Source organism: Amycolatopsis sp. Hca4 (genome assembly GCF_013364075.1).
Classification (GTDB): domain Bacteria; phylum Actinomycetota; class Actinomycetes; order Mycobacteriales; family Pseudonocardiaceae; genus Amycolatopsis.
This window is the reverse complement of record NZ_CP054925.1, coordinates 4238014-4252902: the sequence shown is the minus strand read 5'-3', so window position 1 is coordinate 4252902 and position 14889 is coordinate 4238014. Positions and strand designations below refer to the sequence as shown.

General features: G+C 72.5%; 14 protein-coding genes and 1 pseudogene. 5 read left to right on the top strand and 10 right to left on the bottom strand.

Features of this window, described 5'->3' with window-relative positions; translation table 11 throughout:
• Positions 1–34: 34 nt before the first annotated feature.
• From HUT10_RS18510 to HUT10_RS18500, 3 genes are read right to left on the bottom strand one after another with little or no spacing between them, the layout of a single operon-like run.
• Complete coding sequence (locus HUT10_RS18510; RefSeq protein ID WP_176172362.1) at positions 35–988, bottom strand: NUDIX hydrolase; 954 nt, start codon at positions 986–988, stop codon at positions 35–37.
• Positions 985–3351, bottom strand: coding sequence for an RNA degradosome polyphosphate kinase (locus HUT10_RS18505; protein ID WP_176172361.1), 2367 nt, complete (start codon positions 3349–3351; stop codon positions 985–987). Before HUT10_RS18505 ends, HUT10_RS18510 begins: the two co-directional genes overlap by 4 nt.
• A gap of 55 nt (positions 3352–3406) precedes the next feature.
• Positions 3407–4105 carry a 2-phospho-L-lactate guanylyltransferase gene (locus tag HUT10_RS18500; protein WP_176172360.1) on the bottom strand — a complete coding sequence of 233 codons (699 nt, stop codon included), beginning with the start codon at positions 4103–4105 and terminating at the stop codon, positions 3407–3409.
• Positions 4106–5138: 1033 nt separating this feature from the next.
• Here HUT10_RS18500 and HUT10_RS18495 point away from each other — a divergent pair.
• The 3 genes from HUT10_RS18495 (at position 5139) to HUT10_RS18485 (ending at position 7534) form a co-directional block, all read left to right on the top strand.
• Positions 5139–5858 carry a 1-acyl-sn-glycerol-3-phosphate acyltransferase gene (locus HUT10_RS18495; RefSeq protein WP_176172359.1) on the top strand — a complete coding sequence of 240 codons (720 nt, stop codon included), beginning with the start codon at positions 5139–5141 and terminating at the stop codon, positions 5856–5858.
• Positions 5858–6874, top strand: a complete 1017-nt coding sequence (locus HUT10_RS18490) for an NAD(P)H-dependent glycerol-3-phosphate dehydrogenase (protein ID WP_176172358.1) — start codon at positions 5858–5860, stop codon at positions 6872–6874. The genes HUT10_RS18495 and HUT10_RS18490 overlap by 1 nt, the downstream gene beginning before the upstream one ends.
• Before the next feature lie 180 nt (positions 6875–7054).
• Complete coding sequence (locus HUT10_RS18485) at positions 7055–7534, top strand: cysteine dioxygenase family protein (protein WP_176177892.1); 480 nt, start codon at positions 7055–7057, stop codon at positions 7532–7534.
• On the opposite strand, the pseudogene HUT10_RS18480 reads toward HUT10_RS18485, so the two are convergent.
• The 6 genes and pseudogenes from HUT10_RS18480 to HUT10_RS18455 all read right to left on the bottom strand — a co-directional run bounded on the left by HUT10_RS18480 (position 7535) and on the right by HUT10_RS18455 (position 11898).
• Positions 7535–8508, bottom strand: a pseudogene (locus HUT10_RS18480) (asparaginase).
• A gap of 13 nt (positions 8509–8521) precedes the next feature.
• Complete coding sequence (locus HUT10_RS18475) at positions 8522–8848, bottom strand: hypothetical protein (RefSeq protein WP_176172357.1); 327 nt, start codon at positions 8846–8848, stop codon at positions 8522–8524.
• A 4-nt stretch (positions 8849–8852) separates the two neighbouring features.
• The gene (locus HUT10_RS18470) at positions 8853–9233 is read right to left on the bottom strand and encodes a VOC family protein (protein ID WP_176172356.1); all 381 of its coding nucleotides are present in this window, start codon (positions 9231–9233) and stop codon (positions 8853–8855) included.
• A 64-nt stretch (positions 9234–9297) separates the two neighbouring features.
• Entirely contained in the window at positions 9298–10038 is a 741-nt protein-coding gene (locus tag HUT10_RS18465; RefSeq protein WP_176172355.1) for an FAD:protein FMN transferase, read from the bottom strand.
• Entirely contained in the window at positions 10035–10541 is a 507-nt protein-coding gene (locus HUT10_RS18460) for an FMN-binding protein (RefSeq protein ID WP_176172354.1), read from the bottom strand. The genes HUT10_RS18465 and HUT10_RS18460 overlap by 4 nt, the downstream gene beginning before the upstream one ends.
• 10 nt (positions 10542–10551) lie before the next feature.
• Positions 10552–11898 (bottom strand): ferric reductase-like transmembrane domain-containing protein, encoded by a 1347-nt coding sequence (locus tag HUT10_RS18455; protein ID WP_176177891.1) that lies wholly within the window; start codon positions 11896–11898, stop codon positions 10552–10554.
• Between the two features lie 147 nt (positions 11899–12045).
• Between HUT10_RS18455 and HUT10_RS18450 the strand changes: the two genes are divergently transcribed.
• Together HUT10_RS18450 and HUT10_RS18445 are read left to right on the top strand one after the other, a co-directional pair.
• Complete coding sequence (locus HUT10_RS18450; RefSeq protein WP_176172353.1) at positions 12046–12759, top strand: response regulator transcription factor; 714 nt, start codon at positions 12046–12048, stop codon at positions 12757–12759.
• Positions 12756–14177, top strand: a complete 1422-nt coding sequence (locus HUT10_RS18445) for a cell wall metabolism sensor histidine kinase WalK (RefSeq protein ID WP_176172352.1) — start codon at positions 12756–12758, stop codon at positions 14175–14177. Before HUT10_RS18450 ends, HUT10_RS18445 begins: the two co-directional genes overlap by 4 nt.
• Here the strand turns inward: HUT10_RS18445 and HUT10_RS18440 are convergent.
• Positions 14149–14805, bottom strand: a complete 657-nt coding sequence (locus HUT10_RS18440) for a pyridoxamine 5'-phosphate oxidase family protein (RefSeq protein WP_176172351.1) — start codon at positions 14803–14805, stop codon at positions 14149–14151. The genes HUT10_RS18445 and HUT10_RS18440 overlap by 29 nt on opposite strands.
• Between the last annotated feature and the right edge of the window lie 84 nt (positions 14806–14889).

Here is a 14889-nt window from a genome sequence, read left to right as displayed (position 1 = left end):
TCGTGACAGGGGCGCTACCCGGAGCGCCGGCCGCTCAGGACCGGCTGGGGGAAGGAGCGGGTAGGGCGCTGGGGTGGTAGTCCGCCGCCAGCAGCACCGGGCCTTCGGTGCCGGTCGGCGGCCGGAACGACAACACCCAGAACGAGCCCTTCTTGCTCGGCACCACCCCGCCGCGCGCCGCCGAGAGCTCGACCCCGTCGCGGTCGGCGAGCGCGCTCACCAGGTCCGGGATCACCCCGCCCTGGCTGCACACGACCGGTGTCCCGCCGTCCCCGGCCACCGCCAGCAGCCGCGCCACGCCGAGGACCGGGTCCGGCCAGTAGCCCTCTTCCGAGAACAGCGGTTCGTGCCGGACCTCGGCCTCGAGGTCCTCCGCCACCCCGTGGACGGTCTGGACGCACCGCAGCCGCGGCGCCGAGAGCACCCGGTCCGGGCCGAACAGCGCCAGCACCCGGCGCAGCGCCGCCGCCTGGCGCGAGCCCGCCTCCGACAGCGGCCGGAGGTCGTCGTCGCCGGACCACTCGTCGCGCTTGCCCGCCTTCGCGTGGCGCACCAGCACCAGCGTCGTCAGGCCCACCGGGAGTTCGCAGAACGCCCGCAGCACCCGGACGTCTTCCGGGCGCGTCAGCAGCTTCTCCGCCGCCGTCGGCTCCAGCCAGCGCAGCTCGTCGACCTCGTCGTTCGCCGCGAACTCGCCGGAAACCGCTTCCGCGGCGAAGTAGTCGACCGTCTTCGGCACCGTCCCGGAGCCGTTCCGGGACGGCACCGGGTACGCCGACCGGGCCAGGTAGCGGCCCAGGACCGCGGTGAACCCGGTCTCCTCCCGGACTTCCCGGACGGCGGCCTCGGCGATCGTCTCGCCCGCGTCGAGCTTCCCCTTCGGCAACGACCAGTCGTCGTACCGCGGGCGGTGGACCAGCGCGACCTCGGTCGTGCTCCCGGCGACGCGCCACAGCACCGCGCCGGCCGCCCGTACCTCCTGGGTCATCCGGCGGCCCCGTGCAGCTTCGCCAGTTCCAGCTGGTGGTCACGCACGCGCGAGCCTTCGGCCGGGGACGGCGACCACTCGCCGCTCTCGGTCAGCACCCAGCACCGGGTCTCCGGGTCGAGCGCCGAGTCGAAGATGTTGTCGAGCTGGGCGGTCAGCTTCGGGTCCTTGACGCGGACCAGCGCCTCGATCCGGCGGTCCAGGTTGCGGTGCATCATGTCCGCGCTGCCGATCCAGTGCGTGCCGCCGGCGCGGAAGTTGAAGATCCGCGAGTGCTCCAGGAACCGGCCGAGGATCGACCGGACGTGGATGTTCTCCGACAGCCCCTCGACGCCGGGCTTGAGCGTGCAGATCCCGCGCACCACGATCTCGACCGGCACGCCGGCCTGGGAAGCGTGGTAGAGCGCGTCGATGACCTGCTCGTCGACCAGTGAGTTGCACTTGATCCGGATCCCGGCGGCCTGCCCGGCCCGCGCCAGCTCGATCTCTTCGCCGATCGCGCGCACGATGCCGCGGCGGATGCCGTGCGGCGAGGTCAGGATCGTGCGGTAGGTGTCCTGCCGCGAGTAGCCGGTGAGGACGTTGAACAGGTCGGTGACGTCCGCGCCGATGCTCGGGTCGGCGGTGAACAGGCCGATGTCCTCGTAGAGCCGGGCTGTCTTCGGGTTGTAGTTGCCGGTGCCGATGTGGCAGTAGCGGCGGATGGTCGAGCCCTCCTGGCGCACGATCATCGACACCTTGCAGTGCGTCTTCAGCCCGACCAGGCCGTAGACGACGTGCACGCCCGCGCGCTCCAGCGTCCGCGCCCAGGTGATGTTCGCCTGCTCGTCGAAGCGCGCCTTGATCTCCACCAGCGCGACGACCTGCTTGCCGGCCTCGGCGGCGTCGATCAGGGCGTCGACGATCGGGGAGTCACCCGAGGTCCGGTAGAGGGTCTGCTTGATCGCGAGGACCTTCGGGTCGGCCGCCGCCTGCTCGATGAACCGCTGCACGCTGGTCGAGAACGAGTCGTACGGGTGGTGCACCAGCACGTCACCTTCGCGCAGTGTCGCGAACACGCTCTTCGGCGTCTCGCGCTCGCCGAACGCCGGGTGCGTCGCCGGGACGAACGGCCGGTCCTTCAGCTCCTTGCGGTCCACAGCGGACAGCTGGTGCAGGCAGGTCAGGTCGAGCAGGCCGGGCACCTCGACCACGTCCGCCGGGTCGACGTCCAGCTCGCGCAGCAGCAGCTCGAGCATGTGCTCGCTCATGTCCTGGGCGACTTCGAGGCGCACCGGCGGGCCGAACCGGCGCTGCGCCAGCTCGCGCTCGAGGGCCTGCAGGAGGTCTTCGTCACGGTCTTCGTCGACCTCGAAGTCGGCGTTGCGGGTGACGCGGAAGACGTGGTGCTCGGTGACGTCCATGCCGGTGAACAGCTCGCCGAGGTGGGCGGCGATCAGCTCCTCGAGGGGGAGGAACGTCGCCGTCCGGCTGGTGCGCTCGGTCTCGACGCGCATCAGGCGCGGCACGTTGCTCGGCACCTTGACCCTGGCGAAGCGCTCGGTGCCGCCTTCCGGGTCGCGGACCGTCACCGCGAGGTTGAGGGAAAGGCCCGAAATGTACGGGAACGGGTGCGCCGGGTCCACGGCCAGCGGCGTCAGGACCGGGAAGATCTGCTCGGAGAAGTAGCTGGACAGCCGGAGCTGGTCGGCGCCGGTCAGGTCGGCCCAGCCGACGATGTGGATGTCCTGCTCGGCCAGCTGCGGGCGCAGGTGCTTCTCGAAGGCGCCGGTCTGCCGCTCGACGAGGTCCTGGTTGCGCTTGGCGATGTAGCCGAGCTGCTCGCGCGGGGTGAGCCCGTCCGCGCTGCGGACCAGCAGGCCGGTCTCGTCGCGGCGCTTCAGGCCGGCGACGCGGACCATGTAGAACTCGTCCAGATTGGACGCGAAGATGGCGAGGAACTTCGCCCGCTCCAGCAGCGGCTGCGACTCGTCCTCGGCCAGCGCGAGCACGCGGGCGTTGAAGTCCTGCCACGAGAGCTCGCGGTTGAAGTACCGGTCGTCGGGCAGCGTCTCGACGGCGGTCGGCGCGACGGTGACGGCGGGCGGCGCGGACGGGACGGCCCGGAACTCCTCGGCGTTGCGGGCGTTGCCCTGCGTGGCGCTGCGGCGGCGCGTCGTGGCCGAGGTCGCGGCCGCGGCGGTGGTCTTGCGGGTGCGCGCCTTGCCGGCGTTGGCACGGGCGGCGGTGTCGCGCGCGGTGGACTTCGACGGCACCTTTTTCGCCGTGGCCGGCTTCTTCGCCGCATCGGCGGATTCACTGGCCGGGTTCCTTCGCCTCCGCGGTGCGGGCGTGCCGCCGTCGTCTGTGCTCACGGCACCCATTCTTCACTACGCGGGGCGGAATTGCGCAGGCCGCGGTGAAGGTCGGATGAACAGCTCAGTGCGGGAGGGCACACGGTTCCCGGAGGAAGGCTGCGGTGTGTTTTCCGACACCGAGGGCGCGGACGTGGGCCAGATCATCCGGGGTGTCGACGTCGCTGCGGAGGGTGGGGAGGGGGGCGGAGAGGGCGATCGCCCCGGAGGCGGCGTGGAGGCGTGCGGAGGCGGGGCCGAAGCGGGGGTCGAGCGGTTCGCCGGGGGCGGCCAGGAGGAGGGTGGTGCCGGTGCCTTGGCGATCGGCTACGAAGGCTCGGCGGGCTGCGTTTTGGGCTGCGTTGTGGGCTGGGGCTGCGGCTGCGCTTTGAGCTGCGGCTGCGGCCAGGGCTTCGGCTTCGGCCAGTGCGGTGGTGAGGTCGCCGGCGCGGAGGGCGGGGAGGTCGGCTTGGAGCGCGCCGACGACGGCGTCCGGATCGTCGGCTCTGAGCAGGGCTTCGCCGTGGCGGAAGGCGGCGTTGAGGGTCTTCTCGGCGGGTTCTTCGACGATCTCGACCCCGAGTTCGCCCAGCTCCGCGACGGCCCGCGGATCGGCGGCGACGAGCAGGACGCGCCTGACCTCGGCGCTGGCGGTGACGGCCGCGAGGGTGTCCTTGGCCAGGGCGAGGACCAGCCCGGGGTGCCGATCCGCCTCGACGGCACCACGAAGCCGCGACTTGCCGTCGCGGGGGTGTTTCATCGGCACGATCAGATCCACGTCCACGTGTCCATCTTTACCCGAAAGCGGCGCTGCCGGTGGCGGGCCGGGGTGGGTTGTCCACAGGTGACGGGTGTTGTGGACAGGTTCTGGGTGGTGGGGGTTCGGGGCGGGGGTTTGTCGGGTGGGGGCGATAGCGTCGAAATCGGGGGTGCCCCGTTGGGGGATGGTGGCCCCCTTTGGGAGGGCGGGCTCTGTGTCGGGTGGGGGTGATGCCCGGCCCGCACTGCGCCGATCCGCCTGGGTGCACAGCCACCCAGCGATCGCCCGTCACAACCCACGCCAGGCGCGCAGGAAAGGCTCGGTAGACCGTTCGCAGCTCACATGCCACTGCGGCCAGGCGGGATGGTCGTGGCGCACCCCGCGGGTGATCTGCTGCGCTCGACCGCGCATTCAGCCCGACCGCCTGCGACACCCGGATCAGCTCGCCTACCCCAGGGCGCGGCCGCCGGGCCATGGCCGGCTCGTGCGCAGCGCGGGGCCGATACGTGCCATCTGGCTGCGGTCCGGTTCCCGGCTGATCGTCGAGGCCGGCCGGCCTCGGCCGCGAAGGCTCGCAGCGACGCCCGGGCCCGCGGGCCTCGGCCAGGCGATCAAGACCTCCTTCCGGGAGATCGGCAACCGCGACCGCACCTCCGCCGGCGCCGACGGAAGTGCCGCGGCCTGGTCTGCCGGCGTTTGTGGTCCGGTAGTCGACTAGCGGGCTGCTTCCTCTGGAAAGGGCCGGGGTGTGCGGGCTATAGGGGCTCGATCAGCGGAGCGAGGTGCTCGGTGGTGGGTTCGGGCCGCCGTTGCCGGGGCCGGACCCGGGGTAACGAGGTCGACCAGGTCGTGGGCCCCGACCGAAGACCCGGCCCGATCCCGCCCGCGAGCAGCCGCGACTTGGCCCCGCGGCCGACCCGCGACCCCGCAAACGCCGACCCGACCGGACAGCCGAAGCACCCCCGGCCTGGTCAACCCACCCGCCCACCCCACCCAACCGGACCCTCCCTGGACCCGCCCGAGCCCGGCGCGGCAGGATCAAGGCCCGACCCGTCGTGTGGAGGAGGAGATCGTGGCCCGGCGTGAGAAGGGCGGCTTCTGGGTGGGCTTGGCCGCCGCACTGTTCTACCCGCTCACCGGTATCGGGCGGCGGGTCTACGTCGGCGCCGAAAAGATTCCGCGGCAGGGGCCCGCTCTGCTCGTCATGAACCACATCTCGCACCTCGATCCCGTCGTCGACGCCGTCTTCGTGCACCGGCAGAAGCGGGTTCCGCGGTTCCTCTTCAAGGAGAGCCTGCTGCGCGCGCCGGTGCTCGGGCCGATCGTCGGGGGGTCCGGGCAGATCCCCGTCTCGCGGGGGTCGGCCGCCGCCGGGGACAGTCTCAAGGCCGCTCACCAGGCCCTCGAAGAGGGGAAGATCGTCGTCATCTACCCCGAGGGCACCATCACCAAGGATCCCGCCGGGTGGCCGAAGGAGTCCTTCACCGGCGCCGCCCGGCTCGCGCTGCAGAACGACGTTCCCGTCATCCCCATCGCCCGGTGGGGGACCAGCCAGATCTTCAACGGCTACACGAAGAAGTTCACGCCCTTCCCGCGCAAGACGATCACCCACTCCGTCGGCGACCCGCTCGACCTGTCCGCCTACCGCGGCGGCAACACCCGCAGCGCCACGAAACTGCGCGAGGTCACCAAGGTCATGATGGACGAGGTGACCCGGCTCCTGGCCGGAATCCGGCACGAGGAACCGCCGTCGGCCAAGCCGGGGGATCCCGTCTGATGCGCGCCGACGTGCAGCGGGTCACCGTGCTCGGGGCCGGCTCGTGGGGCACCGCCTTCGCCAAGGTGCTCGGCGACGCCGGCCGGGACGTCACCGTCTGGGCGCGCCGGGACCAGGTCGCCGAGGACATCCGGGACCGGCACACCAACAGCGCCTACCTGCCCGGTGTCACCCTGCCGCCGAACATCACCGCGACCAGCGACCCGGCGAAGGCCCTCGAAGCAGCCGAAGCCGTCGTCCTCGCCGTGCCCAGCCAGAGCCTGCGGGCCAACCTGACCGCGTGGCGCGAGCTGCTGCCGGACGACGCGATCCTCGTCAGCCTCGCCAAGGGCGTCGAGCTCGGCACGCTCAAGCGGATGAGCGAGGTGATCGGCGAGATCGTCGGCATCGACGGAGGCGAGGTCGTCGTCGTCACCGGGCCGAACCTGGCCAAGGAGATCGCCGCCGGGCAGCCGTCGGCCTCCGTGCTCGCCTGCGCCGACCACGAACGCGCCGTCGCGATCCAGCGCGCCTGCGCCAACTCCTACTTCCGCCCGTACACCAACACCGACGTCGTCGGCTGCGAGCTCGGCGGGGCCTGCAAGAACGTCATCGCGCTCAGCACCGGGATGGCCGCGGGCCTCGGCCTCGGCACCAACACGATGGCGACGCTCATCACCCGCGGCCTGGCCGAAATGGCCCGGCTCGGCGCGAAGCTGGGCGCCGACCCGCTCACCTTCGCCGGGCTCGCCGGCGTCGGCGACCTGGTCGCCACCTGCTCTTCGCCGCTTTCGCGCAACCGCACCTTCGGCGAACGCCTCGGCCGCGGCGAGACGCTCGAACAGGCGCAGGCGGCGGCCGGCGGGCAGGTCGCCGAGGGCGTCATGTCGTGCTCGTCGATCCGGGCCCTCGCCATGAGCCTCGGCGTCGACATGCCGATCACCGACGCCATGCACCGCGTCTGCCACGAAGGCGTCGACCCGCGCCGGGCCGGTGCCGAGCTGCTCGGCCGGTCGCAGAAACACGAGTGGTCCTGATCCTTGGGACGGCTTGACCGGGAAGGACGCGACTGCGACGCTTGTCGCATGTTCGCGTACGCCATGTCCGAGTCGAGGGGCCGCACCGGCCTCCGCTCCGCCGTGCGCGCGTGTCGCTGTTGTCGGTGAACCCAGCCCCGGCCCAGCTCGACACCCCCTATCTTCTGCGTGAGGACCCTCATGTTCGCCGTTCCGGACAACACCCTGCTGCGTCCCGAAAACCCCGCCCTGCGCCACCCGGTGCGCGTCGCCCTCGAGGTCGCCGCCGACCGCGACCGCTGGCGCCACCTGCTGCGCTACGACCCCGACGAGCGCTTCGCGACGCTGGTGTCGAAGGACGAGCGGGAGGAGGTGTGGCTGATGAGCTGGCTGCCCGGCCAGCGCACCGACCTGCACGACCACGCCTTCGCCAGCGGCGCGTTCACCGTGGTCGGCGGCCACCTCACCGAGGCCGTGGCCCGCCGGGCGCCGGGCGGCCGCGCGGTCACCGAGCTGCACGCCCTGTCCGCCGGGCAGTCGCGGGTGTTCGGCCCCGGGTACGTGCACGAGGTCCGCAACGACGGCCCGGACCCGGCCGTCTCGATCCACGTCTACCGCGACGCCGGCCGCGCGATGCGCCCGTACCACCTGGACCCGGTCGACGGCCCGCTCCCCGGCTGATCAGTCCAGGTCGCCGCGGGCCCGGAACCCCTGCTCGATCCGGGAGCGGTCCGCACCCGCGGCCAGCAGCGTGTGCAGCAGGATCCGCGCCTTCCGCGCGTCCAGCCAGCCCGCCATCGTCGCGCCCAGCGCGATCAGGCTCGACTCCGAGCCGTGGAAACCGTACGTCGAGCGCAGCGTCGGCCCGGCGCCCGTCCGCGAGGCGACGACCACGGGCAGGGACGGCACCAGCCGCGCGATCACGTCCGCCGTGCCGCCCGAGACGTGGCCCACCCCCGTCGCGGCGATCACCACGCCGCGCACGTCCGGCTGCGAAGCCGTGTGCTCCAGGAACGCGCCCGAGTCGTCGAGACCGGTTTCCACGATCGGGACCAGGCCGTCGAAGCCACCGCCGTCGAAGGACGGCAGCCGCGGCGGGGACGGATGGAACCAGTGCACCGCGTGCTCGACGACCATGCCCAGCGGCCCGGCCGGCGCCGAGGAGAACGCGTCCAAGTGGCTCGAGTGCGCCTTCCGCACCCAGCGGGCCGCGTGGACGTCGTCGTTGAGCGTGACCAGCACGCCCCGGCCGCGGCTGCGCGGATCGGCCGCGACGGTGAGCGCGTTGCGCAGGTTCGCCGGGCCGTCCGGGCTGAACAGCCCGGCGTTGCGCATCGCGCCGGTGACCACCACCGGGACGTCCGAGGGCCAGTGCAGGTCCAGGAAGTACGCCGTTTCCTCGAGGGTGTCCGTGCCCTGGACGACGACGAACCCGTCGGCGTCCTGGCGCAGGCCCCATTCGCGGCAGCGCAGCAGCGTCGCGAAGTCCAGCGACGCGCTGCCGATCCCGGCCAGCGTCTCGGCCAGGACGTCCATCGGCAGGTCGCCGAGCCGCCGAGCAGGTCGGCCGCGCCGAGCCGCGGGACGGCCCCGCCGCCGCTGTCCGGGGCCATCGAGATGGTGCCGCCGAGGGAGGCGAGGGCGATCAAAGGCATGCGGCCACCCTATTCAGCCGCCTTTGACCGCCTGGAGCGTGTAGGTCGTCGCCAGCCGCCACTCGCCGGTGGCCTCGTCGAGCACCAGCCGGCCGGGCAGTGCGTTCCACGGGACGCTGTCGTGCTCGGCGAACGCGGTCAGCGCCGACCCGTTCTCCAGCAGCGCCGCCCAGCGCCGATCGAGGCACCCGCCGCGTCGGCGAGGCCGGTCGAACCGCACCACCCCGCTCAGGTGCGCCGGATCCTCGGCGAACCGCGCGAAGGCGTGGTCCGGCGACGCCGCGTGCAGGACCGCGCGTTCGTCCCGGTCGGCCTTGGTGGCCGCGAACGAGTCCGTCACGACGTTATGACACCGCCGCGCGCTCGGCCGCGCTGCGCAGCACGCAGAACTCGTTGCCTTCGGGGTCGGCGAGCACCGCCCAGCCCGTGCCGTCCGGCTTGCGGAGGTCGTTCACCAGCGTCGCGCCGAGGCCCAGGAGCCGTGCGACCTCCTCGTCGCGCGGGATGTCCGGCTGCAGGCACAGGTGGAGCCGGTTCTTCACCGTCTTCGGCTCGGGCACACGCAGGAAGAGCAGGTTCGTTCCGTCGTTCAGCTCGAAGCCGACTTCGTCGTCGCCCGGCTGGTCCTCGTCCGGGATCGGCTTCCCGGTCACCTGGCTCCAGAACTGGCAGAGCGTGTACGGGTCGGCGCAGTCCACGGACACGTTCAGCACGGACGACGGCATGGCACTCCTCGAAAAGTCGGGTGCGCCCGAGTCTGGCCCAGCCCCGTGGAGAGAGCGAACCGATTTAGGACGCCAGTGCCAGCCCGGCCGTCCGGTGCACCCGGCGGCTGTCGTCGACGATGAGGATCTCGCAGTCCGGCCGGTCGGCCGCCCAGGTGATGCCCTCGGTGCCCATCGCGAACGCCGCCGTGGCCAGCGCGTCCGCCGTCACCAGGTCGCCGGCCACGACGGTGACGCTCATCAGTCCGGTCGCCGGTGTCCCGGACCGGCCGTCGAGGATGTGCGAGCCGCGCTCGTACGCCGCCGAGGTCGCGATCGCGCCGTTGCGGGACTCCAGGACCGCGCACACGGCCAGCGGCTGCTCGGGGTGGCGCACCCCGACCCGCCACGGACGGCCCGGCTCCGGCTCGCCCGCGGTGACGACGTCGCCGCCGGCGTTGAGGCAGAACGTCGTCGCGCCTTCGGCCTTCAGCATCTCGGCCGCGCGCTGCACCGCCCAGCCCTTCACCACCGCGCACGGGTCGAGGCCGCGGCCCGGCAGCCGCGCGCGGAACGCGCCGCCGGAAAGCTGCTCGTAGTACGCGCACAGCTCCAGCACCTCGATCAGGTCGTCGCTCAGCTCGGCGGCCGTCAGCTCGCCGCGGTCGTACCGGCTGACCTCGCTGTCCTCCCGGAACGGGCTGAACCGGGCGTCGACGTACCGGAACCACGCGAAGACGTCGTCGACGACCTCGGTGAAGTCGTCCTCGTCCCGCAGGTCCAGCGAGATCGGCAGCCCCATGACCTGTTCGACCCGGTTCGTCATCGGTTACCCCTCGCGTCGATCGCGGCCTGCAGGGACGTCTTGTAGGACTCGCTGGTCTCGGTGGCGCCGGTCACCGTGTCGATGTCGGCGCTCTGCGCCTTGATCGCCTCCTCCTGCAGCTTCGGGAGGGCGGTGAGCGAGCGGCCGCCGTCCGGGGCCTGCAGCAGGGTGATGGCGGTGAGCCGGGCGCCGGTGAACGTCACCTGCACCTGCACGGTGCCGTAGCGGCTCGACTCGGCGCTGCCCTTCGTCGTCACCGTCTCGCCCGCGGTGTCCCTGGACGACGGAACCTCCGAAGTGGACGGTGCCGGACCGGACGAAGTGGCCGGAGCCGCCGGTGTGCTCGTCGGGGCCGCCGAAGTGACCGGTGTGGACGGTGCGGTGGCCGCCGGCGGCGGCGCCTGGGCGACGGCGGCGGTGTTGTGCACCGGCCCCGGCTCGAACCGCCAGACGGCGATGAACCCGGCGATGGACAGCGCGACGACGAAAATGGTCTTCTTCACAGCAATCCCCCTAGGCCGCGAGGCTGAAACGTTCGGCGTGGACCTGGGAACCCGGCACGCGCAGCTCGCGCAGGCTGCGCAGCACCGCGGACGTCATCCCCGGCGGGCCGCAGACGAACACGTCCCGCTCGTGCACGTCCGGCACCATCATGTGCAGGTTCGCCGGCCCGAGCATCACCCCGCGCGGCCCGACCGCCTGGTCCGGTCCGGTGAGGACGCTGACGCTGGCGCCGCGGGCCTTGGCCAGCTCGTTCAGCTCCGGCAGCAGCACCGCGTCCGCCTGCGACCGCACCCGGTACAGCACGACGACGTGGCCGTCGATGTCCTCCAGCAGCGCGCGGATCGGCGTGATCCCGACCCCGCCCGCGACGAGCAGCGCGTTGGGCCGCCGCTGGTGGATCGTCGTGAAGGCGCCGTACGGGCCTTCGGCGAACACGCGCGTCCCGACGCGCAGGTTGCGCAGCCCGGCGCTGGAGTCCCCGAGCGCCTTCGCCGTCAGCCGCAGGGAACGGCCGTCGGGCGCGGCCGACAGGGAGAAGGGATTGGCCTGCCACCACCGGTCTTTGGTCAGGAACCGCCACAGGAAGAACTGCCCCGCCTTGGCCGGCATCTTGTCCAGGTGCTTGCCGGACATGTACACCGAAACGACGTCCGGTGACTCGGACACCACGGCCGTGACCCGCAGCTGGTGGCGCAGGTTCCGCCACAGCGGCAGCACGACCCGCCCGGCGAGCACGGCCGCGCCGGCCCCGAGCCACAGCGTCCACCAGTACGCCTTCGCCGGTTCCGAGCCGGCGAACGACTGGCCCAGCGCGATCTGGTGGGTGAAGGCCAGCAGCACCGCGGCGTAGGTGTAGAGGTGGATGAAGTGCCACGTCTCGTAGGCCAGCCGCTTGCGCGCGAACTTCGCCGAAGCGGCCCCGACGATGAGGATCACCGCGAAGGCGACCAGCGCCCGCAGGATCCCTTCGAGCGTGTCGGCCATCTCGACCAGCTCGTCGACGACGCCCTTGTCCGAGACTTCCGCGTAGCCCATGGTGATGAACACCAGGTGCGCCAGCAGCGTCCAAAGGATCGTGAAGCCGGTCCAGCGGTGCCAGGTGGTCAGCCGGTCCATCCCGAGCCGCCGGTCCAGCCAGGGCAGCCGGGCCACCAGCAGCAGCTGGAACGCCATCGCCAGCGCGCCGTAGAGGCCGGCCAGCCTGCCGATCGTGATCAGCACGTTCTGCGACACCCCGGCCTGCACGAACAGGACGGTGACGGCGGCCACGTTGGCGCCGAGGAAGAGGAAAAGGCCGGATTTCGCGGCGATCCGGGGGCGGATCGCCGGGCGCGCGGCCTCGGCGGTCTGCGTCATGGTGGTCACACGGATCCCCCTTCGGTTCGGTTCACGAAGGTCAGCCTCGCCACGCAGGCTGTGGCGAGTCTGGGTACCGGCTGTCGGAATCCTGTCGGCCGCGGGCGCCGCCTCGCCCGCCGCGCACGCGGGGGAGAAGATGCAGGGGTGCAGACTCCCGACCCCGTGCGCCTGCTCGTCGTCGACGACGAGCCGCACATCGCCGACCTCGTCGCCACCGTCGCCCGGTACGAGGGCTGGCAGGCGGTCACGGCCGGCACCGGGCAGGCCGCGCTGAGCCGGGCCGCGGAGTTCGGGCCGGACATCGTCGTGCTCGACCTGATGCTGCCCGACTTCGACGGCTTCACCGTGCTGGACCGGCTGCGGGCGGGCGGCAACGCGGTGCCCGTGGTGTTCCTCACGGCCAAGGACGCGACGGCCGACCGGATCGCCGGGCTCACCCGCGGGGGTGACGACTACCTCGTCAAGCCGTTCTCGGTCGAGGAGCTGATGGCGCGGCTGCGGGCGGTGCTGCGGCGCAGTGCCGGGGTCGCGCACCAGCCCGAGGCCCGCGGGGCCGTGCTGCGCGTCGGCGACCTCACCCTGGACGAGGACACCCGCGAGGTCCGCCGCGGCGACGTCCTGGCCGAGCTGACCCCGACCGAGTACGAGCTGCTGCGCTACCTCATGCGCCGCTCGCCCGCGGTGCTGACCAAGGCGCAGATCCTCGACCACGTCTGGGAGTACGACTTCGGCGGCCGGTCCAATGTGGTCGAACTGGTGATCTCGCACCTGCGGCGCAAGGTCGACGCGGGTGACGGCGAACCGCTGATCCACACCGTCCGCGGCGTCGGGTACGTCGTGCGGCAGGCGCACCGGTGAAGGGCCTCTTCACCCGGTGGTACGGCGCCTGGCGGCGCACCCGGCTGGGCACCCGGATCACCCTCGGCCTCGGCGCGCTCGCGCTGGTGGTGTTCGCGGCCGTGGGCGTCACGACGGTCGGGATCATGCACGGCTACCTCGACCGGCGGCTCGACGAGCAGCTGTCCAAGAGCCAGAACACCCAGCTGCCGCTGCTGCGCGAAACGCACGGCTCGCCGCAGTCGGTGTACTCGTGGTACTCGGCGCTCTACAAAGTGCAGGACGGAGTCGCCGTCCCCGAGCCCGGCGGCCGGCTGCCGGGCGATGCCAAGCAACTGGCGAAGATCGCCGCCGAGGCGGTGAGCGGGGACGTCACCCGGAACATCTACCTGCGCGACGACGGCCCGTACCGGGTGCGCGCCTGCCCGGTGGACACCGACTCGGTGCTGCTGTCGGCGGCGCCGCAGCAGGACCTCGACGCCACGGTCCGGCAGCTGGTCTGGGTCGAGGTCGGCGCGTTCGCGCTCGCGCTGGCCGTGCTGGTGGTCGTGGGACGGCTGGTGCTGCGCCGCGGCCTGCGCCCGCTGGCCGACATGGCGGGCACCGCGCACGACATCGCCACCCACGACCTCACCGTGAACCCGGACCTGCCGGTGCGCGCGGCGGGCACCGGCGGCGGCGCCGAAGTCGACGAGCTGCGGACGGCGTTCAACGTGATGCTGGCCCACATCGACACGTCACTGGCCGCGAAGACCGCGGCCACCGAGCGGCTGCGGCGGTTCGTCGCGGACGCCTCCCACGAGCTGCGGACCCCGCTGACGTCGATCCGCGGGTACGCCGACCTCTTCCGCTACGCCGCGGCGAACGAGCCGGCCGAGCGGGAGGCGCACCTGGCGAAGATCCGCGAGGAGACCGCGCGGATGACCGTGCTCGTCGACGACCTCCTGCTGCTGGCCCGGCTCGACGCGCGGGCCGCCGAGACGCCGCTGCGGCCCGAACGCCTCGACCTGGCCGAGCTGGCCGGTGACGCGGCGGACGCGTTCGCCGCCGGGCGGCCGGACCACCCGCTCACTTCGGCGCTTTCGGCGGCGTTCGTGCACGCCGACCCGGTGCGGCTGCGCCAGGTGCTGGACAACCTGCTGGCCAACGCGGCCGTGCACACCCCGCCCGGGACGGCGGTGCACGTGTCGGTGACCGCTTCGGACGGCGAGGCCGTCGTGCAGGTGACCGACACCGGGCCGGGCATCGCGGCGGAGGACCGGGAGCGGATCTTCGACCGGTTCTTCCGCGTCGACGACTCCCGCACCCGCGGCAACGGCGGCACCGGGCTCGGGCTGTCGGTGGTCCAGTCCCTGGTGACCGCGCACGGCGGCACGGTCTCGGTGGCGTCCGGGTCCGGCCGGACCACGTTCACCGTCCGGTTGCCGCTCGCGCGGTGACGTGCGGCGGGGTCGTCCAGCCGGGGGAGAGGTCTGCGGACGGCTCGGGCACGCCGTAGACCGTCCGCACCGGGAGGACACCCGCCCAGGCCGTGTCCGCCTCGACGTCTTCGGGCTCGTCGTCCGGGCCCTCGGCCCGCATCTTCACCGACGCCTCGGCGAGGTCCAGCGCGAGCACCGACACCGCGGCGAACTCCTTGGCGTTGACCTCGCGCGCGTGCTGCCACGAGCCCGGTGCGAGGTGGTCGGTGAGCACCTTCAGGCCGTGCAGCTTCGCTTCGGCGTCGAGGACCGGCTTCGCCTGGCCGAGGATGACGGCGCTGCGGTAGTTCATCGAGTGGTTGTTGACCGAGCGCGAATAGACGATGCCGTCGAGCAGCGTCACCGTCACGCAGACGTCGACGCCGTGCGCGGCGGTGCGGAGGCTGGCCGCGCCGGTCGACCCGTGCAGGTAGAGCGTGTCGCCGTCGCGGCCGTAGCCGGTCGGGAGGACCAGCGGCACGCCGTCGCGGACCACCCCGAGGTGGCAGATCAGGCCTTCGTCGAGGACCGCGTGCAGTGCGGACCGGTCGGTGACGGCGCGGTGCTTCTTGCGGCCGAGCGTGGTGCGGGGCGTGGTCGACAACATGCGACCAGCGTCTCCCGCCGCAGTGGCCTCGGAAAATGGCCACTTCTCGTACACTTGGGAAGTCCACTCCGAGTTGGAGGTCCC

Coding starts and splice junctions, on each gene's coding strand:
- HUT10_RS18510 (WP_176172362.1), bottom strand. CDS start 988: ATGACCCAGGAGGTACGGGCGGCCGGCGCGGTGCTGTGGCGCGTCGCC.
- HUT10_RS18505 (WP_176172361.1), bottom strand. CDS start 3,351: ATGGGTGCCGTGAGCACAGACGACGGCGGCACGCCCGCACCGCGGAGG.
- HUT10_RS18490 (WP_176172358.1), top strand. CDS start 5,858: ATGCGCGCCGACGTGCAGCGGGTCACCGTGCTCGGGGCCGGCTCGTGG.
- HUT10_RS18485 (WP_176177892.1), top strand. CDS start 7,055: ATGTTCGCCGTTCCGGACAACACCCTGCTGCGTCCCGAAAACCCCGCC.
- HUT10_RS18470 (WP_176172356.1), bottom strand. CDS start 9,233: ATGCCGTCGTCCGTGCTGAACGTGTCCGTGGACTGCGCCGACCCGTAC.
- HUT10_RS18465 (WP_176172355.1), bottom strand. CDS start 10,038: ATGACGAACCGGGTCGAACAGGTCATGGGGCTGCCGATCTCGCTGGAC.
- HUT10_RS18455 (WP_176177891.1), bottom strand. CDS start 11,898: ATGACGCAGACCGCCGAGGCCGCGCGCCCGGCGATCCGCCCCCGGATC.
- HUT10_RS18440 (WP_176172351.1), bottom strand. CDS start 14,805: ATGTTGTCGACCACGCCCCGCACCACGCTCGGCCGCAAGAAGCACCGC.